At 54.3% G+C, this 21,980-nt stretch carries 22 protein-coding genes; 15 read left to right on the plus strand and 7 right to left on the minus strand.

Translation table 11 applies throughout. The features are described 5' to 3' along the window. Positions 1 to 259 precede the first annotated feature (259 nt). A complete protein-coding gene (locus USH94_RS20045) occupies positions 260 to 964 on the plus strand; it encodes a response regulator (RefSeq protein WP_111965101.1) in 705 nt (234 codons plus the stop codon). Beyond that, positions 961 to 2,025 (plus strand): ATP-binding protein, encoded by a 1,065-nt coding sequence (locus USH94_RS20050; RefSeq protein WP_111965100.1) that lies wholly within the window; start codon positions 961 to 963, stop codon positions 2,023 to 2,025. The genes USH94_RS20045 and USH94_RS20050 overlap by 4 nt, the downstream gene beginning before the upstream one ends. Here USH94_RS20050 and USH94_RS20055 read toward each other — a convergent pair. The 7 genes from USH94_RS20055 to pspF form a co-directional block, all read right to left on the minus strand. Further along, on the minus strand, positions 2,006 to 2,947 hold the full coding sequence (locus tag USH94_RS20055) for an ATP-grasp fold amidoligase family protein (protein WP_111965099.1): 942 nt from the start codon (positions 2,945 to 2,947) through the stop codon (positions 2,006 to 2,008). The genes USH94_RS20050 and USH94_RS20055 overlap by 20 nt on opposite strands. A 161-nt stretch (positions 2,948 to 3,108) precedes the next feature. Then, the gene (sapF, locus tag USH94_RS20060; RefSeq protein ID WP_023312051.1) at positions 3,109 to 3,915 is read right to left on the minus strand and encodes a putrescine export ABC transporter ATP-binding protein SapF; all 807 of its coding nucleotides are present in this window, start codon (positions 3,913 to 3,915) and stop codon (positions 3,109 to 3,111) included. Position 3,916: 1 nt separating this feature from the next. Further along, on the minus strand, positions 3,917 to 4,909 hold the full coding sequence (gene sapD / locus USH94_RS20065) for a putrescine export ABC transporter ATP-binding protein SapD (protein ID WP_008501228.1): 993 nt from the start codon (positions 4,907 to 4,909) through the stop codon (positions 3,917 to 3,919). Then, entirely contained in the window at positions 4,909 to 5,799 is an 891-nt protein-coding gene (gene sapC / locus USH94_RS20070) for a putrescine export ABC transporter permease SapC (RefSeq protein WP_111965098.1), read from the minus strand. The genes sapD and sapC overlap by 1 nt, the downstream gene beginning before the upstream one ends. Next, on the minus strand, positions 5,786 to 6,751 hold the full coding sequence (gene sapB / locus USH94_RS20075; RefSeq protein WP_069719064.1) for a putrescine export ABC transporter permease SapB: 966 nt from the start codon (positions 6,749 to 6,751) through the stop codon (positions 5,786 to 5,788). The genes sapC and sapB overlap by 14 nt, the downstream gene beginning before the upstream one ends. Next, complete coding sequence (gene sapA, locus USH94_RS20080; RefSeq protein WP_111965097.1) at positions 6,748 to 8,388, minus strand: ABC transporter substrate-binding protein SapA; 1,641 nt, start codon at positions 8,386 to 8,388, stop codon at positions 6,748 to 6,750. Before sapA ends, sapB begins: the two co-directional genes overlap by 4 nt. Positions 8,389 to 8,475: 87 nt before the next feature. Further along, on the minus strand, positions 8,476 to 9,453 hold the full coding sequence (gene pspF / locus USH94_RS20085; RefSeq protein ID WP_111965096.1) for a phage shock protein operon transcriptional activator: 978 nt from the start codon (positions 9,451 to 9,453) through the stop codon (positions 8,476 to 8,478). Positions 9,454 to 9,619: 166 nt separating this feature from the next. On the opposite strand from pspF, the gene pspA reads away from it, so the two are divergent. The 13 genes from pspA to pgmB all read left to right on the plus strand — a co-directional run bounded on the left by pspA (position 9,620) and on the right by pgmB (position 21,977). Beyond that, positions 9,620 to 10,288: a phage shock protein PspA gene (gene pspA, locus USH94_RS20090; RefSeq protein WP_023617933.1), complete on the plus strand. Its 669-nt coding sequence runs from the start codon at positions 9,620 to 9,622 to the stop codon at positions 10,286 to 10,288. A 49-nt stretch (positions 10,289 to 10,337) separates the two neighbouring features. Then, positions 10,338 to 10,562, plus strand: a complete 225-nt coding sequence (gene pspB / locus USH94_RS20095; protein ID WP_023312045.1) for an envelope stress response membrane protein PspB — start codon at positions 10,338 to 10,340, stop codon at positions 10,560 to 10,562. Next, a complete protein-coding gene (pspC, locus tag USH94_RS20100; protein ID WP_008501237.1) occupies positions 10,562 to 10,921 on the plus strand; it encodes an envelope stress response membrane protein PspC in 360 nt (119 codons plus the stop codon). Before pspB ends, pspC begins: the two co-directional genes overlap by 1 nt. 12 nt (positions 10,922 to 10,933) lie before the next feature. Continuing rightward, the gene (gene pspD, locus USH94_RS20105; RefSeq protein ID WP_111965095.1) at positions 10,934 to 11,158 is read left to right on the plus strand and encodes a phage shock protein PspD; all 225 of its coding nucleotides are present in this window, start codon (positions 10,934 to 10,936) and stop codon (positions 11,156 to 11,158) included. A gap of 196 nt (positions 11,159 to 11,354) precedes the next feature. Further along, positions 11,355 to 13,052 carry a sugar phosphorylase gene (locus USH94_RS20110; RefSeq protein WP_111965094.1) on the plus strand — a complete coding sequence of 566 codons (1,698 nt, stop codon included), beginning with the start codon at positions 11,355 to 11,357 and terminating at the stop codon, positions 13,050 to 13,052. A 14-nt stretch (positions 13,053 to 13,066) separates the two neighbouring features. Beyond that, positions 13,067 to 14,359, plus strand: a complete 1,293-nt coding sequence (locus USH94_RS20115) for an ABC transporter substrate-binding protein (protein WP_111965093.1) — start codon at positions 13,067 to 13,069, stop codon at positions 14,357 to 14,359. A gap of 22 nt (positions 14,360 to 14,381) precedes the next feature. After that, positions 14,382 to 15,263 carry a carbohydrate ABC transporter permease gene (locus USH94_RS20120; protein WP_111965092.1) on the plus strand — a complete coding sequence of 294 codons (882 nt, stop codon included), beginning with the start codon at positions 14,382 to 14,384 and terminating at the stop codon, positions 15,261 to 15,263. Next, positions 15,250 to 16,092 (plus strand): carbohydrate ABC transporter permease, encoded by an 843-nt coding sequence (locus tag USH94_RS20125; RefSeq protein WP_111965091.1) that lies wholly within the window; start codon positions 15,250 to 15,252, stop codon positions 16,090 to 16,092. The genes USH94_RS20120 and USH94_RS20125 overlap by 14 nt, the downstream gene beginning before the upstream one ends. A gap of 28 nt (positions 16,093 to 16,120) precedes the next feature. After that, positions 16,121 to 17,173, plus strand: a complete 1,053-nt coding sequence (locus USH94_RS20130) for a zinc-dependent alcohol dehydrogenase (protein ID WP_111965090.1) — start codon at positions 16,121 to 16,123, stop codon at positions 17,171 to 17,173. 17 nt (positions 17,174 to 17,190) lie between these two features. Continuing rightward, a complete protein-coding gene (locus tag USH94_RS20135) occupies positions 17,191 to 17,979 on the plus strand; it encodes a sugar phosphate isomerase/epimerase family protein (RefSeq protein WP_111965089.1) in 789 nt (262 codons plus the stop codon). Positions 17,980 to 17,990: 11 nt separating this feature from the next. Beyond that, positions 17,991 to 19,049, plus strand: a complete 1,059-nt coding sequence (locus USH94_RS20140) for a Gfo/Idh/MocA family protein (protein ID WP_111965114.1) — start codon at positions 17,991 to 17,993, stop codon at positions 19,047 to 19,049. After that, a complete protein-coding gene (locus USH94_RS20145) occupies positions 19,043 to 21,322 on the plus strand; it encodes a glycoside hydrolase family 65 protein (protein ID WP_111965088.1) in 2,280 nt (759 codons plus the stop codon). The genes USH94_RS20140 and USH94_RS20145 overlap by 7 nt, the downstream gene beginning before the upstream one ends. Continuing rightward, on the plus strand, positions 21,312 to 21,977 hold the full coding sequence (gene pgmB, locus USH94_RS20150; RefSeq protein ID WP_111965087.1) for a beta-phosphoglucomutase: 666 nt from the start codon (positions 21,312 to 21,314) through the stop codon (positions 21,975 to 21,977). The genes USH94_RS20145 and pgmB overlap by 11 nt, the downstream gene beginning before the upstream one ends. Positions 21,978 to 21,980 lie beyond the last annotated feature (3 nt).

Consider the following 21,980-nt stretch of genomic DNA (forward strand, 5'->3'; position numbering starts at 1 on the left):
AGCCAACTTCATAAAGTCTTTAAGAAACAGTGGTAATTTGCAACGCTCAAAGCACAAAGGCTTATGCCTCAATAGCGATTTTGAACGGACATTGTCGAGTCTTTATTGACTGAATGTGTAGGTTGTGTGGAGAAATAACCGGGCATTTAAATCAACCGGTAAATTCTCGTGACCATGGCACTTTTTCGCGGAGGCTGTGTCTTATTGTGCTAAAGATATCTGATAGCGTGCTTAAAGGGATTTCACCCGCGGAGATAACATGCACAAAAATACGCTGATCCTTGTTGTTGAAGATGAAGACGAAATTGCCGAGATACTGATGAGTTACTTAGAGCGTTCGGGAATGAAAACGCTCAGAGCCAGGCAGGGTGAGCAGGCGATAACCCTCAATCGCCTGCATAAACCGGATCTCATCTTGCTGGACATTCATCTGCCCGTATGTGACGGCTGGAGCGTACTTACCACGCTTCGTCAGGAAAGTTCTGTGCCCGTCATTATGGTTTCCGCTCTCGATCAGGATGTCGATAAGCTCATGGGACTGAGACTGGGCGCGGATGATTACGTGATCAAACCCTTCAACCCCTCTGAAGTTGTCGCACGGGTTGAGGCGGTGCTGCGCAGGACAAAACCCGCGCTTCAGCAGGCGGGTTCCCTGCCGCTCAGAACGCCCTTTATTACGGTCTATCCGGATGACTTCTACGTGGAAGTCACCGTGGGCGAAGAGGTTATCTCCCCGGTATTAACGACGACCGAATTTAAATTGCTCACCTGGCTGGTACGATATCCGCGAAAGGTCTGTTCCCGCGAAGAGTTACTCAATGCGTGCCTGCCAGAAGGTGATACGCTCGACAGAACGGTCGACAGCCATATGAGCAAGTTGCGTAAAAAACTGGAACTTGCTGGCCTTTATGGCGTTCCCGAGAGCATAAGAGGCTTGGGTTACCGGCTTGGGGAAAAGAAATGAACAAAGAGTCTGTCCTGAGTCGTCAGATCTTAACGTATATGCTGTTGCTGACGTTTACGATAATTGCCATCGCCATACTGGGTTCATGGTTTTTTTACTCTTTTATACTGGATCACCTCCCGGGCGGTCCTGCTGCGGGCGATGACGAGCAGATGACGATGTGGGACTGGGTGTGGATTGGGACCGCGACGACGATCAGCCTGATTATCGCACTCTTTTTCACGGTCAAACTTTCATCGCGAATACTCACCCCGCTAAACGCGGTAGCATCCAGCCTGAAAAAGATTTCACAGGGCGATCTTGACGCACGGGCATTCTGCGCCAGCTCCCGGCTGGGTGAGATCAATCACCTGGTGACGGATTTCAATGAAATGGCGGAAAAATTACAGACGCTGGATATACAGAGGAAATCCTGGAATGCTGCGATTGCGCACGAGCTGAGAACCCCGGTCACGATCTTACGTGGACGGCTTCAGGGGCTGGTTGACGGTGTTTTTACCCCGGACCCGGTTCTGTTTAATAATCTTCTCAAACAGACGGAAGGGTTAACCCGTCTGATTGAAGATCTCCGGGTTATCAGTTCGGATGGCGGGGCGGGATACTCGTTATGCCTGTCCAGAACGGATCTTAAAGGGGCAATACAGAATGCGCTCGATACCTTCATGCCCGAGTTCAACCGTAAGGCATTTACCATCAAAACAGAACTGAGGGATCAGCAATGCGTATTCGACCCATTACGCATCAATCAGTGTCTGACCGTTTTATTTGATAATGCCTTACACTATTCAACCTCGCGCACACTCATCGTGAAAAATGGCGTTTCTGATAAAGGCAATTATATCCTTATTCAGGACGGGGGACCTGGCATCCCAAGGGAGTTTCATGATTTCTTATTTCAGCCCTTTCAGCGCGATAATGGTGCCAGAGATTTGAACCCGGAAGGCTGTGGTTTGGGCTTGTCGGTGGTAAAAGCCATCATGCTGGCGCATGGTGGCGATGTTACCTATACCTTATCGAAGCAAAACCACTCTTTATTTAAACTCACCTGGCCCGACTCGTGAGTGTGAGCGGCAGGTCAAATGTGCCTGCCGGCGATAAATGCCATATTTTTCCTAGCTTAGCATCCCATTCCTGCGGGGTAATCGACAGTTTACCGCGTCTCGGGCTTAAGGTTATTTCACTGAAATAGATTTCATCTTTTTTTAGCATAAGGTCAACGCGGCAGTAGTCAATGCCATCCGCCAGTTCCTGAGATGCCAGCAACGCCTCTCGGAACAAGACCGGTTCGCCCGGCGCTAACGGTGTATTCGGATATTCCATCTGGAAGGGTTGTAAGTTCCAGTGCCTGTCGTAAACGTTGATAAAACCCTGGCCGTTATCATCCGTAAAATCCGCTTCAACATAGTGCGCAACGCCATGAAAGCAATGGATCCTCAGCATTTCCGGCGTTGTGTTTCTGTCAGCATTATCGAAGAGATCGACAAACGGCTCGCAGAGTATACTGGGCGTAATATTTTTGTACTGCCATTCGCGCGTGGTGTAGTAAAGATTTTTCTTTAACGCGAGACTCAGTTTTTTACACGCTTCCCTGACGTTAAATTGCGCTTTGTTTGTACATATTATAGTGCTGCCGCTGTCATGGTTGCACTTAAGGACGAATTTGTCAGGGAGTACTGAAAAATCAATCTGCGACGCCCGGGTATAAACGCCAATTAATGGCACCGTTTTCACGCGCGTTGTTCTGGAGGAAACGTATGCCCGAACGGCGAGTTTATCGGCAAGCATGGTGTAGAAGTTATTATGGTCATAGACCAGACGATGGCATATTTTTTCACTCAGCGTAGTGGGGGATTTAATGTCGGGGCTTTGCCCGGATATTTTCTTTAACCTGATAGTATGAAAGTGCAGGTCCGTCATTAAAAAAGAACGGCATCTTCTGATGAGATACTCGGTATATTTTAGAACATAGGTAGTGGTGTTCATTTCTTCTCCTCCGTAATGTCCCGGTATTCTGGAGAAGAACTGTTGATTGATATTGCATAAAATATGGAGCAGGGATGGAGACGAAAGGGTTAAGGATTAAATAGCGAATGAAGTCTATTTAATCCCTAATTTAGTGGGGCGATTTTTGTTTGCCGTCGCGCTTAGCGGTCCTTTCTCCATGCATCGGCAGTCAATGCTTCACCAAAGTGACCCGCAATCAGTCGTTTTGTCAGCTCATGAAGCGGGGAGGCCATCACATCCGCGGTGCTGCCGCGCTCGACCACTTCACCCTGGTGCATGACCATCACCTGATCGCTGATATGTTTCATCATTCCCAGATGCTGGGTGACGTAGATATACGAGATCCCCTGTTTTTCCTGCAATTCCAGCATCAGGTTAATCAGCTGCGAGCGCATCGACATATCCAGCGAGGCAAGCGCTTCATCCGCAATGATCACTTTTGGCCGCAAAATCAACGCACGCGCCAGACCCAGGCGCTGTTTCTGACCGGGTGCCAGCATGTGCGGGTAGTAGCTTTCGTGGTCCGGTAACAGCCCAACCATACGCAGGGTTTCGAATACGCGCTTACGGCGTGCCTCCGGCTCCAGGTCAGTGTTCAGACGCAGCGGAAAATCGAGGATCTGCGAAATGCGCTGGCGTGGGTTAAGCGAGGTAGACGGATCCTGAAAGATCATGCGGATGCGCTGGCTGCGGAAAGAGTAATCGCCGAAGGTCAGAGGATGATCGTCAATCAACACTTCGCCTGCAGTCGGTTCAACCATGCCGGCGAGCATTTTCGCCAGGGTGGATTTCCCGGAACCGTTCTCGCCGATGATCGCCAGGGTCTGTTTTTCACGCAGCGTAAAGCTCAGCGGCTTCACCGCGTCGACGGTTTGACGATGAAACAGCCCCGTGCGGTAGCGAAAGGTCTTACTCAGGTTGCGCACTTCCAGCAAGGTTTCGACCATTTCACTCTCTCTCCATGTTCAGCGGGAAATGACAGGCGTAAAGATGATTTTTTGCCCCGGTCAGGCGTGGCGTCTCGATACATTTACGCTGAGCGTAGGGGCAACGCGGCCCCAGACGACAGCCTATCGGCAAAGATTCCAGCAGTGGAATCGCCCCGGGCAGGGTATTCAGGCGGCTTTTATGCGGCATGGCGCTGCCAAAATCCGGAATGGCGCGGATAAGCGCCTGCGTATACGGGTGGTGCGGCGCGGTGATCAGATCTTCACTCGGCGCGGTTTCGACCGTTTGCCCGCAGTACATCACGTCAATTTTATCCGCCCATTTGCTGAGCATTTGCAGGTCATGGCTGATCAGCAAAATGGTGGTGTTGTTGTTCTGGTTGAGACGCGACAGCAGGCGGAAAATTTGCGCCTGCGTGGTGGGTTCCATCGCGTTCGTTGGTTCATCCGCAATCAGCAGGCGCGGCTGATTGGCCAGCGCGATGGCAATCATCACTTTCTGACATTCGCCGTCGGTCAGCTCGTAAGGGAAGCTGCGCATCGCATCTTTGTGGTCTTTGATCCCGACGCGGTGTAAAAGCTCGATGGCGCGACGCTTGCGCCAGCCAACGCGTTGCCACCAGCGGCCTTTGTAGGTCCAGCCGGGAATGTTCTGCATCAACTGTTTACCCACGCGTTCGGACGGGTCGAGACAGGACTGCGGCTCCTGGAAAATCATCGAGACGTTGTGGCCGACCAGCTTACGCCGCTCACGAGGGGAGAGGCGCAGCAGATCGATATCATCAAACCGCATACGGTCTGCGGTCACGCGCCAGTTGTCTTTCGCCACGCCGCAGATAGCTTTGGCAATCAGGCTTTTTCCTGAGCCGGATTCTCCCACCAGCCCGCGAATTTCCCCCTCCGCGAGGGTGATACTGATGCGATCGACGGCTTTAACCCAGCCTTCACCGGTTTTGAATTCGATGGTGAGGTTGCGGATATCAAGAAGCGGCATTATTGCACCCCCGCGTTAATTGCACGGCGAATACCGTCGCCCAGCAGGTTGATCAGCAGCACGCTTACCATAATGGCCGCACCCGGCAGCATGACCGTCCACGGTGCTACGTAAATTAACTCCAGCGCGTCGCCAAGCATCGCCCCCCATTCGGGCGACGGCAGTTGCGCGCCGAGGTCAAGGAAGCCGAGCGCCGCGATGTCCAGGATCGCCATCGACAGGGCGCGGGTGATCTCGGTGACCAGCCCTGAGGCGATGTTAGGCAGCACGGCAAACCACAGAATGTTGAAGGTCGTCGCGCCGTCCAGACGCGCGGCGACGACATACTCTTTTTCCAGCTCATCATGCACCATGCTGTAAACCGAGCGCACGATGCGCGGCAGGATAGCCAGCCAGACGGCGAACATGGCATGCGACAGATGCGGACCGGCAAAGGCAACAACAATGATCGCCAGCAGCAGGGACGGAATTGACAGCAGCGTATCCAGAATGTGATTAAGCACCGCCGAACGGAGACCATGCGTGGAGCCCGCAAAAATACCGAGCGCCAGCCCGCAGATCGTTGCCGCGAGCGTCACCACAAATGCGCCGCCGACCGTCGGGGCCGCACCGCTCAGCAGGCGGCTCAACACGTCACGTCCGAGATCGTCCGTTCCCAGGAAGAAGGAGACTTCGCCGTAGCGCGACCAGGACGGCGGCAGCAGCTGATAGCCGAGGAACTGCTGATCGATGCCATACGGCGCAAACCACGAGCCAAAGACGCACAGCAATACCAGACCGGCGCAGCCATAAAGGCCGATCATTGCCGTGGTGTCACCATAGAATTTACGCCACACGGTACGCAGCACGCCGGGCGTGCGCTTTTCACTGTATACGTTATCGTAAGGCATACCATTCCTTATGCTTCAATGGGTTAGCCATGGCACCCAGAATATCGGACAATACGTTAACAATAATGACCAGCGAACCAATCACCATCACGCCCGCAGAAATAGCGGCATAATCCTGCTGGCGAATGGCGTTAATCAGCCATCGCCCCAGGCCTGGCCAGCTAAAGACCATCTCGGTGATCATGGCCAGCGTCAGCATGGTGGAAAACTGTAATCCCAGGCGCGGAATAACCGGCGGCAGCGCGTTGTGCAGGACGTTGCGGCGCAGTATGGTCAGGCGCGACAGTCCGCGCGTGGCGGCGGCTTTGACATAGTTCTGGTCAAACACCTCGATGGTGCTCAGGCGCATCAGGCGGATCACTTCGGTTGTTGGCGCAACCGCCAGCGTCAGCACCGGCAATACCATATGGCGCAGGGCGCTGACGATCATCTCGTGGCGCCATACGGAATCGGACAGCCACGCGTCAATGATGGCAAATCCCGTCACCGTTTTAACCGTATAGAGCAGATCAAAACGGCCAGAAACCGGAAGCCAGCCCATCGTCAGCGAGAAGAAAAGCGTCAGCAGCAGCGCCAGCCAAAAGACCGGGATGGAGAAGCCGAGCAGGGCGAGGGCGCTGATAAACTTATCCTGCCATTTGTTGCGATAAATCCCGGCCAGCATGCCCACGGGGATCCCGACCATCAGGGCAAAACCGAAGGCCAGAATGCACAGTTCCATCGTGGCCGGGAAAACCTCTTTCAGCTGATCGGAAATAAGCTGCCCGTTAATGCTGGATACGCCGAAATCCCAGTGCAGCAGCCCGTTAAACCAGAACAGCCAGGCATCCCACAGCGACGACCCCTGGAGCGGGGCGTGGGGCGTGAAATAGCTCAGGCTGAAGCCGACAAAGTTTAGGAAAAAGAGCGTCACCAGCAGTAAAAGGAGCCGACGCAAGGTAAAAATAATCATGGTTTTTTCACCTCTTGTTCTTTTTCACGCGATACGCCGGCGAACGAGGCGTTGCCGAACGGGCTCAGCACCAGGCCCTTAATATCATAACGATAGGCCTGAAGACGCAGGGAAGAGGCCAGCGGCAGCACCGGCAGTTCCTGGGCCAGGATCTTCTGCGCTTCATCATAGGCGTCGATGCGCGAGGCCAGCTGTTGGGAAGACAGCGCTTTTTGCAGCACGGCGTCAAACTCCCGGTTACACCAGTGGGCGTAGTTGGTCTGCGAGTTTATCGCCGCACAGCTCAGCAGCGGCCGGAAGAAGCTGTCCGGGTCGTTACTGTCGGTAGCCCAGCCGGTCAGGGTTAAATCATGATTCATGTCCATCAGGCGCGCCTCCTGGAAACGGCCCTCAACCGGTACGATGATCACTTTGACGCCCACCTGCGCCATATCCGCCTGCAGCAGTTCGGCGGTCTTGAGCGGGCTCGGGTTCCACGCCTGGGAACTGGTTGGCACCCAAAGCTGCAGCGTCAGGTTTTCCGCCCCCAGCGCTTTCAGCTGTTCACGCGCTTTTGCCGGATTGTATTCCGTAATTTTAGCCTCACCGTCGTAGGCCCACGAGGCGCGCGGTAAAATTGAGGCGGCGGTTTCCGCCGTGCCGTAGTAGATCGACTGCATCAGGCGCTGGTTGTTAATCGCCAGCGCCAGAGCGTGTCGAACGGCAGGGTTATTCAACGGCGGCTTATCCGTGTTAAAGGCCAGATACGCGATGTTCATCCCCGGGCGTAACGTCAGGCGCAGGCGCGGATCGTCGCGCAAAATCGTGAGCTGGCTGGCCGCGGGCCAGGCAAGCACGTCGCATTCCCCGGTGAGCAGTTTCGACAGACGCCCCGTCCCGCCAGAACCCAAATCGACCACCACCTGCGGCATCAGCGGCGTACCGCGCCAGAAGTGTTCATGGCGTTGCAGACGAATATACTGTCCGGCGCGATATTCGGCCAGCTGGAACGGACCGGTGCCGACCGGCTGGCGATCGAGCAGTTCCTGACGATCTTTTTTCGTCAGCTGAGCCGCGTATTCAGCGGACATAACCGACGCATAGTGGGTTGCCAGATGCCAGAGGAAGGAGGCATCCGGGCGCGTCAGCGTGAATTCAACCGTGCGGTTGTCCAGCTTACGCACGCTTTTCACGGTGTCGGCAAACTGCAGGCTGTCGAAATAGGGGAAGTTGCTGCCGTTAACGTTATGCCACGGGTGATTACGGTTGAAGATACGCTGGAAGGTAAAGACCACGTCATCCGCATTCAGCTTGCGCGAGGGGGTAAACCACGGCGTGCGCTGGAACGCGACATCATCGCGCAGGTGAAAACGGTAGGTTGCGCCGTTATCCAGCACTTCCCAGCTTTCCGCAAGCTCGGGCACCAGACGGTAGGTGTACGGGTCGACGTCAAGCAGACGATCGTAAAGCTGCGCGGCAAGGGTATCCACGATCAGGCCGCTGCCCGCTTTTTGCGGGTTGAAAGTGTCCACCTGTCCGCTTACGCAATAGACGAAGCCGCTGTCACGAATGTCAGGCTGTGGCGTTTGCCCGGGCGCGGCAAAGGCCAGGCTGCTAAACAGACCAAGTGCAAAAAAGGACGATAAAACCAGACGCATAATTTTTAAGGTTTTTAGGTTCGATCTGCAAAGTGTATCGCACTTACACCTGCTTCGTAAAAATGTCTATGGTAAGTGCTGATATTGTCAGCGCATTTGATGCTTTTTAAGCAATGCCCTTAACTGATGGTAGGTCAGACCCAGCAGTTCAGCCGCCCGTTTCTGGTTATATTTCGCCGTCTTAAGGCTGTGCTCCAGCAGCTGTTTCTCCTGTTCGTGCTGGAACTGGCGTAAATCGAGAGGCAGAGAGGGGAGATGGCCTGAAGACGCTGGTGCCGGCAGCGGCGTCGCGCTGCGCTGAAAAGGATCGATAATGATGTTGTCCAGCTCGGTCTCGCTGCTGCCGTGGCGATAGACGGAACGCTCCACGACGTTTTTTAGCTCGCGGATATTTCCCGGCCAGTGGTAAGCCAGCAGCGTCTCCCGAGCATAATCGCTGAAGCCGGGGAAGAGCGGCAGTCCGAGCTCGCGGCACATCTGAATCGCAAACTGGTCTGCCAGCAGCATGATGTCGCTTTTGCGCTCGCGCAGCGGAGGAAGCTGAACGACGTCAAAGGCCAGGCGGTCAAGCAGGTCGGCGCGGAATTTCTCCTCCGCCACCATCTCCGGCAGGTTGGCGTTAGTGGCGCACACCAGGCGCACGTTCACCTGCAGCGGCTGGCTACCGCCGACGCGCTCCAGCTCGCCGTACTCAATCACGCGCAGCAGTTTTTCCTGCACCAGCATGGGCGCGGTGGCCAGTTCATCCAGAAACAGCGTACCGCCGTCGGCGCGCTCAAAGCGTCCTGGATGGCGTTTCTGGGCACCGGTAAATGCACCCGCTTCATGGCCGAAGAGCTCGGTGTCGAGCAGGTTTTCATTCAGCGCCGCGCAGTTCAGGGAAATGAAGGGGCCGTCCCAGCGCCCGGATAAATAGTGCAGACGGTTGGCGATGAGTTCCTTACCCGTACCGCGCTCGCCGATGATTAGCACCGGTTTGTTAAGCGGCGCAAGGCGAGAGACCTGTTCCAGCACTTCGAGAAAGCTGTTTGCTTCGCCGAGTAAATTGTCTTTGTATCCAGGCATGATGAAATTAACCACTCCTTAGCGATATTCACCAGGAAAGAGTAATCCTTCATTGCATAAAAATCAATCAGGCTCAGTGAAATCAATAAGATAAAAAGTTGGCATGATGTTTGTATTATCAGTACAGCAGGGCATAGCCCGATAACAGAACTATGAGGATTAGATTATGGGTATTTTTTCTCGTTTTGCCGACATCGTGAACGCCAACATCAACTCACTGCTTGAGAAAGCGGAAGATCCGCAGAAGCTGGTGCGTCTGATGATTCAGGAGATGGAAGACACGCTGGTTGAAGTGCGTTCAACCTCCGCCCGCGCGCTGGCGGAGAAAAAACAGCTTACGCGTCGCATTGAACAGGCTACCGCTCAGCTGAACGAATGGCAGGAAAAAGCGGAACTGGCGCTGCGCAAAGACAAAGAAGATCTGGCCCGTGCGGCGCTGATCGAAAAACAGAAGCTGGCTGATATGGTCGCGACGCTTGAGCATGAAGTGACGCTGGTGGACGACACGCTCACCCGTATGAAGAAAGAGATTGGCGAGCTGGAAAACAAGCTGAGCGAGACCCGTGCGCGTCAGCAGGCGCTGACCCTGCGTCACCAGGCTGCGAGCTCCTCCCGCGACGTGCGTCGTCAGCTGGACAGCGGTAAGCTGGATGAAGCGATGGCCCGTTTTGAATCGTTTGAACGTCGTATCGATCAGATGGAAGCTGAAGCCGAAAGCCACGGCATCGGTAAGCAGAAGTCGCTGGATCAACAGTTCGCCGACCTGAAGGCTGATGATGAAATCAGCGAGCAGCTGGCGGCACTGAAAGCCAAAATGAAGCAAGACAACCAATAATAATTCCTGCGGCACCTGAACGTGCCGCATCGTAAGACAAGGAGTACACATGAGCGCGCTTTTTCTGGCCATTCCCCTGACAATTTTCGTGCTGTTCGTTTTGCCGATTTGGCTGTGGCTGCACTATAGCAACCGTTCTTCACGGGGCGAACTTTCCCAGAGTGAACAACAGCGTCTGGTACAGCTCTCCGATGAAGCGAACAAAATGCGCGAACGCATTCAGGCGCTGGAAGCCATCCTGGATGCTGAACATCCAAACTGGAGGGACCGTTAATGTCTGGACTGAATCTGAACAAAAAGCTGTGGCGAATTCCACAGCAGGGCATGGTGCGCGGCGTCTGTGCCGGGCTGGCGCATTATCTTGACGTCCCGGTTAAGCTGGTACGCGTTGTGACGGTGCTGTCGATCTTCTTTGGTCTGGCATTTATCACCCTGGTAGCTTACATCGTGCTGTCGTTTGTTCTTGACCCGATGCCGGAAGGAGAGCTGGCTGCGGAGGGGGCCCCAACCAGCAGCGATCTTCTTAATGCGGTTGATGCGCAACTCGCCGCCGGTGAGAAGCGGTTACGGGAAATGGAACGCTATGTCACGTCGGATACCTTTACGCTGAGAAGTCGTTTTCGTCAGCTTTAAGAGAGAGATGAGATGAAACAACACTGGCAACAGGCCGGTCAGAAGGTAAAACCCGGCCTGAAAATCGCAGGTAAACTGGTCCTGCTGACCGCGTTACGGTTCGGCCCGGCAGGCGTGGCGGGCTGGGCGATCAAATCCGTTGCCCGCAAGCCGATCAGAATGGTGCTGGCCGTGGCGCTCGAACCGCTGTTGCAAAAGGTGGCAAAACGGCTTTCTCGCCGCTACTTATCCCAATAATTCCCGCTGGCGCTAGTCCTTTCCCTGACGGGCGAGGGACTGGCGATAGCTCACCGCATTTCCTCTTTACCCGTTCTTTCTTTGCGGCAGCTCACAATATTGTGCTGAGCTGCTTTGCAATCACCTTTTTCACCTCCCCGGTCCGTTGACAGATATTTTTCATGGGAGTAGATTGCCACTTCGTGGGACCGCTACCATGGAAAATGAAATGAATCCAAAAATTAAAGAACTCATTAATCTTGTTTACGGGGAAACGTTTTCTGAAGCCCATTTGAATGTGCTGCTGGAAAATATCGGAAAGGCCGCCTCTGTTATTACAGAAAAACGTAAAACGGGTTGGGATGAAAAAGACGTTGTCCTGATCACTTATGCCGATCAGTTTTCAGCGGAAGGGAAGAAGGCGCTACCGGTTTTTACACGGTTTTATAACAAATGGCTTTCTCATTCTTTTTCTCATGTCCATCTCTTGCCTTTTTATCCATGGTCTTCTGACGACGGATTTTCTGTTATTGATTATCATGAGGTTGTACCTGAAACCGGAACATGGCGAGACGTTGCCGAATTAAAACAGTCAGCCAGTTTAATGTTTGATTTCGTATGCAACCATATGTCAGCCAAAAGCAAATGGTTCGCTAATTACCTGAAGCAAACGCCAGGGTATGACGATTTCTTTATTTCTGTCGATCCTGAAACAGACTTATCCGCGGTGACGCGTCCGCGTACCTTGCCGCTTCTTACGCCTTTCACACTGCATGATGGCAGCGTGCGATACCTGTGGACTACCTTCAGCGAGGACCAGGTTGATCTCAACTTCGCCTCCCCGCAGGTGCTGATTGCGATGGTCGACGTGCTGCTGCATTACCTGATTGAAGGGGCGCGATACATTCGTCTGGATGCTGTGGGCTTCATGTGGAAAATACCCGGAACAACCTGCATCCATCTTAAGCAAACCCATCAGCTCATCCAGCTTTTCCGCGCCATTACCGAGGCTGTTGCTCCGGGCACGGTGATTATCACCGAGACGAATGTTCCGCATAAAGATAACGTTGCTTACTTTGGTGACGGTGAAAATGAAGCGCAGATGGTTTATCAATTCTCTTTGCCGCCGCTGGTGCTGCACGCGGTGCATTCTCAGGACGTCCGTACGCTGAGCCAGTGGGCGGAGTCGCTTGCGTTACCTTCGACAAAAACGACCTGGTTCAATTTCCTGGCCTCACATGATGGCATTGGTCTCAACCCATTACGCGGAATATTACCTGAGTCGGAGATCCTCTCGCTTGTAGAAAAGCTTCAGACCGAAGGTGCGTTGGTTAACTGGAAAAATAACCCGGATGGCACACGAAGCCCGTATGAAATTAATGTGACCTATCTGGATGCTTTGAGTACGCGAGAAAGTCATGATAGCGAACGCATTGCCCGGTTTATTCTGGCGCATGCCGTCCTCTTAAGCTTCCCCGGCGTGCCTGCTGTTTATATCCAGAGTATTCTCGGCTCCCGTAATGATTATGCAGGTGTTAAACGTCTGGGATATAACCGTGCGATAAATCGCGAGAAATATACCGCAGGACAAATTGATAGTGCGCTTGAAGATAAAAGCAGTCTGCGTTATCAGGTCTATTGTGCGTTAAGCCAGTTAATCGCGCTGCGTCGTGCGGAAAAAGCATTCCACCCTGACAGTCAGGCTTATTTTAGTGCGTCAGGTGAACATGTTTTAAAAATCGTTCGTGTGGCGGATTGTGGCGAGAAAATAACGGCGCTGTTTAATTTCAGTGATGGCATTCAAACGGTAGAATCCGATATTCAATCCGGGACGGATTTGATTTCAGGAGAAGTTATTACAGATAAAACGCTGACCCTACATCCATGGCAGGTGTTGTGGATTAAAGAAAACTAAAAAGGACCTTAAAAATGAAAATGCCCAGAATTGTGCTGATTTCAGCACTGGTTTCGTGCGCTTTGTTATCAGGCTGTAAGGATGACAAAAAGTCCACTGTCACCATTGAGTTTATGCACTCATCAGTCGAGCAGGAGCGTCAGGCGGTTATCACGAAGCTGATCGAAAAGTTCGAGAAAGAGAACCCTGGCATCACGGTAAAACAGGTACCGGTGGAAGAGGATGCCTACAACACTAAGGTGATTACGCTGGCTAGAACCGGCGCGCTGCCTGAAGTGATTGAAGTCAGCCATGACTACGCAAAAGTAATGGACAAGGAACAGCTGCTGGATCGCAAAGCTATCGGCGAAGCCATTAACGCGGTAGGCGAAAACACTTTCTATGACGGCATCTTGCGTGTTGTTCGTACGGAAGACGGTTCAGCCTGGACGGGCGTGCCGGTCAGCGCCTGGCTTTCCGGCGTCTGGTATCACAAAGATGTGCTGGCCGCGGCGGGCATTCAGGAGCCACATAACTGGGAACAGCTACTGCAAGCCAGCCAGCGCCTTAACGACCCGGCTAAAAAGCATTACGGCATCGCGCTGCCGACGGCGGAAAGCGTGATGACCGAGCAGTCGTTTTCTCAGTTTGCGCTTTCCGGCGGCGCAAACGTGTTTGATGCCAAAGGGAACGTCAACATCGATACCCCTGAAATGGCAAAAGCCCTGGCGTTTTATAAAGCGCTGGCCGCGACCACAATGCCGGGTTCAAACGATGTCATGGAGATCAAAGACGCCTTCATGAACGGTTCAGCGCCTATGGCGGTTTACTCCACCTACATCCTGCCTGCCGTCTACAAGGACGGAAACCCCTCTAACCTGGGCTTCGTTGTCCCGACTGAAAAGTCATCGGCGGTGTACGGCATGATCACCTCCCTGACGATCACCACCGGACAAACTGAAGAGGAGACCGAAGCGGCCGAGAAGTTTGTGACCTGGATGGAACAGGCTCAAAACGCGACGGACTGGGTCATGATGTCGCCTGGCGCGGCACTGCCGGTGAACAAGCTAGTGGTGGGCACCGATACCTGGAAAAACAACGATGTGATTAAAGCGTTTGGGCAACTGCCTTATGAACTGATTGCGCAGTTCCCGAACGTGCAGGTGTTTGGCGCGGTTGGGGATAAAAACTTCACCCGCATGGGCGATGTAACGGGCTCCGGCATTATCAGTTCCATGGTGCATAACGTCACGGTGGAGCAGAAGGACCTTAATACAACGTTAAGCAGCAGCCAGAAGCGACTGACTGATCTTATTTCACAACGATAGGAGCGCTCTGCGGAAGGAAATTATGAAGACGTTGTTTTCTGGTCGTTCAGATATGCCTTTCGCCATGCTGCTGTTGGCCCCCAGCCTGATTCTGCTGGGGGCCCTGGTGGCCTGGCCAATGATTTCCAATATTGAAATCAGTTTTTTACGACTGCCGCTTAACCCGCGCATTAGCGCTGTGTTTGTCGGGCTGGATAATTACATTCGCATCCTCAGCGATGCCGCCTTCTGGCACTCGCTGTGGATGACGTTCTGGTACACCGCGCTGGTCGTGCTCGGCAGTACCGGGCTGGGGCTTGCCGTCGCCATCTTCTTTAACCGGGAGTTTCGTCTGCGGAAAACGGCACGTTCACTGGTGATTTTATCCTACGTTACCCCGTCCATTTCGCTGGTGTTTGCATGGAAATACATGTTCAACAACGGCTACGGCATCGTGAACTATCTGGGCGTTGACCTACTGCATCTGTATGACCAGGCGCCCCTGTGGTTCGACAATCCCGGCAGCAGCTTTGTACTGGTGGTGCTGTTCGCCATCTGGCGTTACTTCCCGTACGCGTTTATCTCATTCCTGGCGATTTTACAGACCATTGATAAATCCCTGTATGAAGCGGCGGAAATGGACGGCGCGAATGCCTGGCAGCGTTTTCGAATCGTTACGCTGCCCGCGATTATGCCGGTGCTGGCAACGGTGGTGACGCTCCGCACTATCTGGATGTTCTACATGTTTGCGGATGTCTACCTGTTGACTACCAAGGTCGATATTTTGGGCGTCTACCTCTACAAAACGGCATTCGCTTTCAATGATTTGGGTAAAGCTGCGGCGATCTCCGTCGTGCTGTTCGTGATCATCTTCGCGGTGATTCTGCTGACCAGAAAAAGGGTAAACCTCAATGGCAACAAATAAACGCGTACTGAGCCGTATTGGTTTTTATCTGGGGCTGGCGGTGTTTCTGGTTATCACGCTGTTCCCGTTCTTCGTGATGCTAATGACGTCGTTTAAGAGTGCGAAAGAGGCGATCTCGCTCCATCCGACCATTCTGCCCCAGGAGTGGACGCTGCAGCATTACATCGACATCTTTAACCCGCTGATCTTCCCGTTTGTGGATTACTTCAAAAACAGCATGATGGTATCGCTGACCGCCTCGGTGATTGCCGTATTTCTCGGCACGCTGGGTGCTTATGCCTTGTCCAAACTGCGTTTTAAAGGACGCACGACGATCAATGCAAGCTTCTACACCGTCTATATGTTCTCCGGGATCTTGCTGGTAGTGCCGCTGTTCAAAATCATCACTGCCCTCGGGATCTACGACACCGAGTTGGCGCTGATCGTCACCATGGTGACCCAGACATTGCCGACAGCGGTGTTCATGCTGCGCAGCTATTTCGACACCATCCCGGACGAAATCGAAGAAGCCGCGATGATGGACGGCCTCAACCGCCTGCAAATCATCTTTCGCATCACCGTCCCGCTTGCGATCTCAGGACTCGTATCGGTGTTTGTCTACTGCTTTATGGTGGCGTGGAACGACTATCTGTTTGCGTCAATTTTCCTGTCCAGCTCTGGCAATTTTACCTTGCCGGTCGGGCTGAACACGCTCTTTAGCACGCCAGATTATATCTGGGGCCGCATGATGGCGGCATCGCTGGTGACGGCGCTTCCGGTGGTCATCATGTACGCCCTGTCTGAACGTTTTATTAAAAGTGGTTTGACCGCCGGTGGCGTGAAGGGCTGAGGCGGCCAATATTAACAAGGAGTCAGTCATGAAAAAATTAGTTGCGACAGCGCCACGCATGGCGGCGCTGGTGGAATATGAAGATCGTCCGGTTGCAGTCCATGAAGTAAAAATTCGCGCCCGTTTTGGCGCGCCGAAACACGGTACAGAAGTGGTGGATTTCCGCGCCGCCAGCCCGTTTATTGATGAAGAATTCAACGCAGAGTGGCAGATGTTCACGCCGCGTGAAGAGGGCGCAGCGCGCGGTATTGAGTTCGGTAAGTTCCAGCTGGGTAACATGGTTGTTGGCGACATTATTGAATGCGGTGCGGACGTGACGGATTACCAGATCGGCGATCTTGTCTGCTGCTACGGCCCGTTGCAGGAAACGGTCATCGTCAACGCGGTGAACAACTATAAGCTGCGTAAAATGCCGCAGGGCGCGTCCTGGAAGAACGCCGTCTGCTACGATCCGGCGCAGTTCGCCATGAGCGGCGTGCGTGATGCCAACGTCCGCGTGGGCGACTTTGTCGTCGTGGTCGGTTTGGGAGCAATCGGGCAGATTGCGATTCAGCTGGCTAAAAAAGCCGGTGCGTCAGTGGTTATCGGCGTTGATCCAATCGAACACCGCTGCGAGATCGCCCGTCGTCACGGCGCGGACCACTGCCTGAACCCAATCGGCACCGATGTCGGCCTGGAAATCAAAAAGCTGACCGGCAAGCAGGGCGCGGACGTGATCATCGAAACCAGTGGTTTTGCCGATGCGCTGCAGTCCGCGCTGCGCGGGCTCGCCTACGGCGGCACCATCTCCTACGTAGCCTTCGCGAAACCGTTCGCTGAAGGCTTTAACCTCGGCCGAGAAGCGCATTTCAATAATGCGAAGATTGTCTTCTCCCGCGCCTGCAGCGAACCAAACCCGGACTATCCGCGCTGGAGCCGCAAGCGTATCGAAGAGACCTGCTGGGAACTGCTGATGAACGGTTATCTCAATTGTGAAGATCTGATCGACCCGGTCGTGACCTTCACCACCAGCGCTGAAAGCTACATGAAATATGTGGACCAGCATCCGGAACTGAGCATCAAAATGGGCGTCACTTTTTAAGCTAAGGAGAGCAAATCATGAAAATCGCAACACAGAACCAGGGCTTTTTCCCGGTCAATATCATGGAGAAATTCGAGTACATCAAAGCGATGGGTTTTGATGGCTACGAAATTGACGGCAAGCTGCTGGTGGAAAACCTCGCCGAGGTGAAAGCGGCGATTAAGGCCACCGGCCTGCCGGTCACGACGGCCTGCGGTGGATACGATGGCTGGATCGGCGATTTCATCGAAGAGCGCCGTCTGAACGGATTACAGCAGATTGAACGCATTCTGGAAGCGCTGGCTGAAGTGGGCGGTAAGGGCATTATCGTGCCTGCCGCGTGGGGGATGTTTACCTTTCGACTGCCGCCAATGATCTCTCCACGCAGCCTTGAAGGCGACCGCAAAGCGGTGAGTGCTTCGCTGCGCTGGCTGGATGAGGTGGCAGCGCGCACCGGAACCACCATCTATCTGGAGCCGCTGAACCGCTATCAGGATCACATGATCAACACCCTGGCTGACGCACGACGCTATATCGAAGAGAACGGCCTCAAGCACGTGCAGATCATCGGCGATTTCTATCATATGAACATTGAAGAAGATTCGCTGACGGAGGCGCTGCATCAGCACCGCGATCTGCTTGGCCATGTGCACATCGCCGATAATCACCGTTACCAGCCGGGAAGCGGTAGCCTCGATTTTGCCAGCCTGTTCGATCAGCTGCGTGCGGATAACTACCAGGGTTACGTGGTATATGAGTGCCGTGTTCGCGCCGATGATCCGGCTCAGGCATACCGGGATTCGCTCACTTATCTGCGTAAATGCTAAGGATGACGAGCGTGATGAGTGCTTCTACACCTTCGCCTCTGCGCGTCGCCATCATTGGCGCCGGGCAGGTCGCGGATAAAGTGCACGCCTCGTATTACGCCACGCGCAGTGATGTTCAGATGGTGGCTGTAATGGACAGCCACCCTGAACAGGCTCGGGCGTTTGCGGAACGTCATGGTATTCCCTCGGCATGGCAGGATGCGCGAGAAATGCTCGAGGCGGTTAAGCCGGATGCGGTGAGCGTCTGCTCGCCTAACCGGTTTCATTTCGAGCACGTCATGGCAGCGCTGGAAGCAGGCTGCCATGTGATGTGTGAAAAACCGCCTGCTATGACGCCACAGGAGGCCGATCGGATGCGCCTGGCTGCGCGCAAGGCGGGAAAAGTGCTGGCGTATGATTTTCACCATCGTTTTGCCCTGGATACTCAGCTGCTGCGTGATGCGGTAATGAACGGAACGCTTGGAGAAATTTACTTCACGTCGGCGCAGGCGCTGCGTCGCTGCGGTGTGCCAGGGTGGGGCGTTTTTACCAATAAATCGCTACAGGGCGGTGGTCCGCTGATTGATATCGGCATCCATATGCTTGATGCAGCAATGTATGTTCTGGGGTTCCCGGCGGTAAAACGGGTGACCGCGCATAGCTTTCAGAGGCTGGGCAACCGTAAAAGCAGCGGTCAGTTTGGCGCGTGGGATCCCACGCAGTTTACCGTGGAAGATGCTCTGTTTGGCACGATTGAATTTTGCAACGGCGGCATTCTGCGTCTGGACACGTCGTTTGCGCTCAATATCCGCGAGCAATCGATCATGAACGTCGCATTCTGCGGTGAAAAGGCGGGTGCCACGCTGTTCCCGGCGCACATTTACAACGACGAAGCTGGTGTTTTACAAACTCTTACCCAACGCGAAGAGGCTGACGACCAACGCCACCTGCGCAGTATGGATGCCTTCGTGCGCCATGTGCAGGGAGAGCCCGTCATGATCGCTGATGCGGAGCAGGGGCTGATTATCCAGCAGCTTGTCGCCGCGCTGTATGAATCAGCAGAAACGGGGGGAAGCGTGACGTTATGCTAAACGTGTCTGTATTAACCGACCCGGGCTTTTGTCCGCACAGTCTGAATAAATACGCCTCCATCATGGCCTGCGGTAATGGCTACATGGGGATCCGCGCTGCGCATGAAGAGGATTACACCCAGCAAACCCGAGGCATGTATCTTGCGGGTCTGTATCATCGTGCTGATCGCAATGAGACCACTGAGCTGGTCAATTTGCCCGATATCACCGGTATTGAGGTTGAGCTGGACGGGGTGAATTTTACCCTTCTGTCGGGGGACATTATCGAGTGGCAGCGCGAGCTGGCGTTTGCTAATGGCGAACTTCGTCGCAGCGTCATCTGGCGCTCGCCCGACGGGAAACGCTATCGACTGGAGAGTCGCCGTTTTGTCTCTCTGGATCAGCTGCCGCTGGTGGCCATGCAGCTTGCGATCACCCCGCTTGATGCTGCCTCGCAGGTGGTGATGAAAACCGGCATTGATGCGACACAAACCAATACCGGCCGGCAGCATCTGGATGAAATTTCTGTCAGGGTGTTCAACCAGCACTATATGCAGGGTGTGTATGAAACGCAGGACCGGGCCGCTGATGTTGTTATCTCGGCCTTTTGTCAGCTATCAGCCGACAGCGAAAGCTGTTTTACCGCTAAAAATCGTCGGGTCTCTGCCCACTATTGCCTGACGATAGCGCAAGGTGACACTGTCACACTGGATAAGATTGTCTGGGTTGCCCATCGCAGCGATAAAGCCCTTTCGCAGGAGTCGTTCGCGCGAAGGGCGCTGGCGGATCTCAAGGTTTGTTCGGCAAGGGGGTATGCCTCGCTGCTGGAGAGTTCATCCTGCGCATGGGCAGACGTATGGCGTAACGCCCGGGTGGAAGTGGCTTCTGCAGTTCCCGACGATCAGATGGCGCTGGACTATGCCGTCTGGCATCTGACCACCATGACGCCAGCCCATGATGAGCGGAGCAGCATTGCCGCTAAGGGATTGACCGGCGAGGGGTATAAAGGACACGTCTTCTGGGATACCGAAATATTCCTGCTGCCTTTCCATCTTTTCACCCGTCCGCAGGTGGCCCGCAATCTGCTGCGCTATCGCTGGCTTAACCTGGCCGGGGCCCGGGAAAAAGCCCGCCGCAACGGCTGGCCGGGCGCACTTTTCCCGTGGGAGAGCGCCTCGAGCGGCAAAGAGGAAACGCCGGAGTTCGCGGCTATCAACATCCGAACCGGCATGCGCCAGAAGGTGGCCTCCGCGCTGGCTGAACACCACATCGTGGCGGATATTGCCTGGGCCGTCGTCGCTTACTGGCAGGCGACACACGATGATGCCTTTATGCGAAATGAAGGCCTGACGCTGCTGATGGAAACCGCCGCGTTCTGGATGGGCCGCGCAACGGAGGTAGACGGGCGCCTGGAAATTCATGATGTGATTGGGCCTGACGAATACACCGAGCATGTGAACAACAACGCCTATACCAATTATCTGGCGTGGCATAACGTTGCCTGCGCGTGCCGGTTTATGGCGCAGTTTGGGCGTGAAGATGCGCGTTTTACGGAGAATGCCACGCGGTTCCTGACGCGCTTATGGCTGCCGGAGGCCAATTCAGACGGTGTGATCCCGCAGGATGATACCTTCATGGCGAAACCGGCCATTGATCTCAGCCGCTATAAAGCAAAAGCAGGGAAGCAGACCATTCTGCTCGATTACTCCCGCGCGGAAGTAAACGACATGCAGATCCTGAAGCAGGCTGATGTGGTAATGCTTACCTACCTCTTGCCGGAGCGGTTTACCCCACAGCAATGTGCCGTCAATCTGGCTTTCTACGAGCCCCGCACGATCCATGACTCTTCGCTGAGTAAGGCCATACATGGCATTGTGACCGCCCGCTGTGGTGACACCGAAGGTGCATACGCCTTCTGGCGTGATGGCGTCGCCATTGACCTTGGGGACGATCCACACAGCTGCGATGACGGTATTCATGCTGCGGCGACCGGCGCTATCTGGTCCGGCGTCATCCAGGGGTTTGCCGGTATGCAGATTGTGGAAGGGGAACTACACCTTGCGCCCAGCCTGCCTGCCCACTGGCGAAGGCTTGCTTTCCCCCTGCGCTGGCGGAACGCAACGCTGCACTTCACCTATGAAAATGAGGTGTTAACCATTGAAACGACGACACCTGTCACTCTGACGCTGTGGGGCAAGACGCTACGCGTATCGGGGCGCAAGGTATGCGCTTATAAGGATTTTCTTGCACCTGTAAATGGGACCGCTACCACGGAGGGGCGCCATGACGCTTAAGGCTGTTGTATTCGATCTGGACGGTGTTATCACCGATACCGCACACCTCCATTTTCTGGCCTGGCGTGCAGTGGCTGACGAAATCGGCATCACCTTCGACGAACTGTTTAATGAACAGCTGAAGGGAATTAGCCGCATGGATTCCCTTCAGCGCATCCTGAAGCATGGCGGGAAAGAGGGGATGTTTAGTGAAGAGCAGTGCCTCGCGCTGGCGGCGAAAAAAAACGCGCTTTATGTCCAGTCTCTGGCGTCGCTGACGGAAGATTCACTGCTTCCGGGTATTCGTGACGTGCTGACGGATATACGTAAAGCGAACGTCAAAACTGGACTCGCCTCCGTTTCCCTGAATGCCCCAGGGATCCTGCACGCGCTGGGCATTTATCAGGCCTTCGATTATTGCGCCGATGCTTCCCGTATTCGCCGCTCAAAGCCAGATCCGGAGATCTTCCTTGCAGCCTGTGCTGGCCTGAAGGTGCGTCCTGAAGAGGCCATGGGCATCGAAGATGCACCTGCAGGCGTAGCGGCGATCAACGCGGCGGGCATGCTGTCGGTTGGGGTGGGTTCTGGCCTGAACCATGCGGGACTACAGCTTCATTCAACGCGGGAACTGACCTGGAAATGCCTTACCGAGTTTTGGGCATCCCGGACGTATTGATAA

Source organism: Enterobacter sp. 148H3, from assembly GCF_034107425.1.
GTDB classification, from domain to species: domain Bacteria; phylum Pseudomonadota; class Gammaproteobacteria; order Enterobacterales; family Enterobacteriaceae; genus Enterobacter; species Enterobacter vonholyi.

What these genes read in the sequence shown, in the direction of transcription:
- USH94_RS20045 (WP_111965101.1), top strand. Translation starts at nt 260, where the DNA reads ATGCACAAAAATACGCTGATCCTTGTTGTTGAAGATGAAGACGAAATT.
- USH94_RS20050 (WP_111965100.1), top strand. Translation starts at nt 961, where the DNA reads ATGAACAAAGAGTCTGTCCTGAGTCGTCAGATCTTAACGTATATGCTG.
- USH94_RS20055 (WP_111965099.1), bottom strand. Translation starts at nt 2,947, where the DNA reads ATGAACACCACTACCTATGTTCTAAAATATACCGAGTATCTCATCAGA.
- sapF (WP_023312051.1), bottom strand. Translation starts at nt 3,915, where the DNA reads ATGGTCGAAACCTTGCTGGAAGTGCGCAACCTGAGTAAGACCTTTCGC.
- sapD (WP_008501228.1), bottom strand. Translation starts at nt 4,909, where the DNA reads ATGCCGCTTCTTGATATCCGCAACCTCACCATCGAATTCAAAACCGGT.
- sapC (WP_111965098.1), bottom strand. Translation starts at nt 5,799, where the DNA reads ATGCCTTACGATAACGTATACAGTGAAAAGCGCACGCCCGGCGTGCTG.
- sapB (WP_069719064.1), bottom strand. Translation starts at nt 6,751, where the DNA reads ATGATTATTTTTACCTTGCGTCGGCTCCTTTTACTGCTGGTGACGCTC.
- sapA (WP_111965097.1), bottom strand. Translation starts at nt 8,388, where the DNA reads ATGCGTCTGGTTTTATCGTCCTTTTTTGCACTTGGTCTGTTTAGCAGC.
- pspF (WP_111965096.1), bottom strand. Translation starts at nt 9,453, where the DNA reads ATGCCTGGATACAAAGACAATTTACTCGGCGAAGCAAACAGCTTTCTC.
- pspA (WP_023617933.1), top strand. Translation starts at nt 9,620, where the DNA reads ATGGGTATTTTTTCTCGTTTTGCCGACATCGTGAACGCCAACATCAAC.
- pspB (WP_023312045.1), top strand. Translation starts at nt 10,338, where the DNA reads ATGAGCGCGCTTTTTCTGGCCATTCCCCTGACAATTTTCGTGCTGTTC.
- pspC (WP_008501237.1), top strand. Translation starts at nt 10,562, where the DNA reads ATGTCTGGACTGAATCTGAACAAAAAGCTGTGGCGAATTCCACAGCAG.
- pspD (WP_111965095.1), top strand. Translation starts at nt 10,934, where the DNA reads ATGAAACAACACTGGCAACAGGCCGGTCAGAAGGTAAAACCCGGCCTG.
- USH94_RS20110 (WP_111965094.1), top strand. Translation starts at nt 11,355, where the DNA reads ATGGAAAATGAAATGAATCCAAAAATTAAAGAACTCATTAATCTTGTT.
- USH94_RS20115 (WP_111965093.1), top strand. Translation starts at nt 13,067, where the DNA reads ATGAAAATGCCCAGAATTGTGCTGATTTCAGCACTGGTTTCGTGCGCT.
- USH94_RS20120 (WP_111965092.1), top strand. Translation starts at nt 14,382, where the DNA reads ATGAAGACGTTGTTTTCTGGTCGTTCAGATATGCCTTTCGCCATGCTG.
- USH94_RS20125 (WP_111965091.1), top strand. Translation starts at nt 15,250, where the DNA reads ATGGCAACAAATAAACGCGTACTGAGCCGTATTGGTTTTTATCTGGGG.
- USH94_RS20130 (WP_111965090.1), top strand. Translation starts at nt 16,121, where the DNA reads ATGAAAAAATTAGTTGCGACAGCGCCACGCATGGCGGCGCTGGTGGAA.
- USH94_RS20135 (WP_111965089.1), top strand. Translation starts at nt 17,191, where the DNA reads ATGAAAATCGCAACACAGAACCAGGGCTTTTTCCCGGTCAATATCATG.
- USH94_RS20145 (WP_111965088.1), top strand. Translation starts at nt 19,043, where the DNA reads ATGCTAAACGTGTCTGTATTAACCGACCCGGGCTTTTGTCCGCACAGT.
- pgmB (WP_111965087.1), top strand. Translation starts at nt 21,312, where the DNA reads ATGACGCTTAAGGCTGTTGTATTCGATCTGGACGGTGTTATCACCGAT.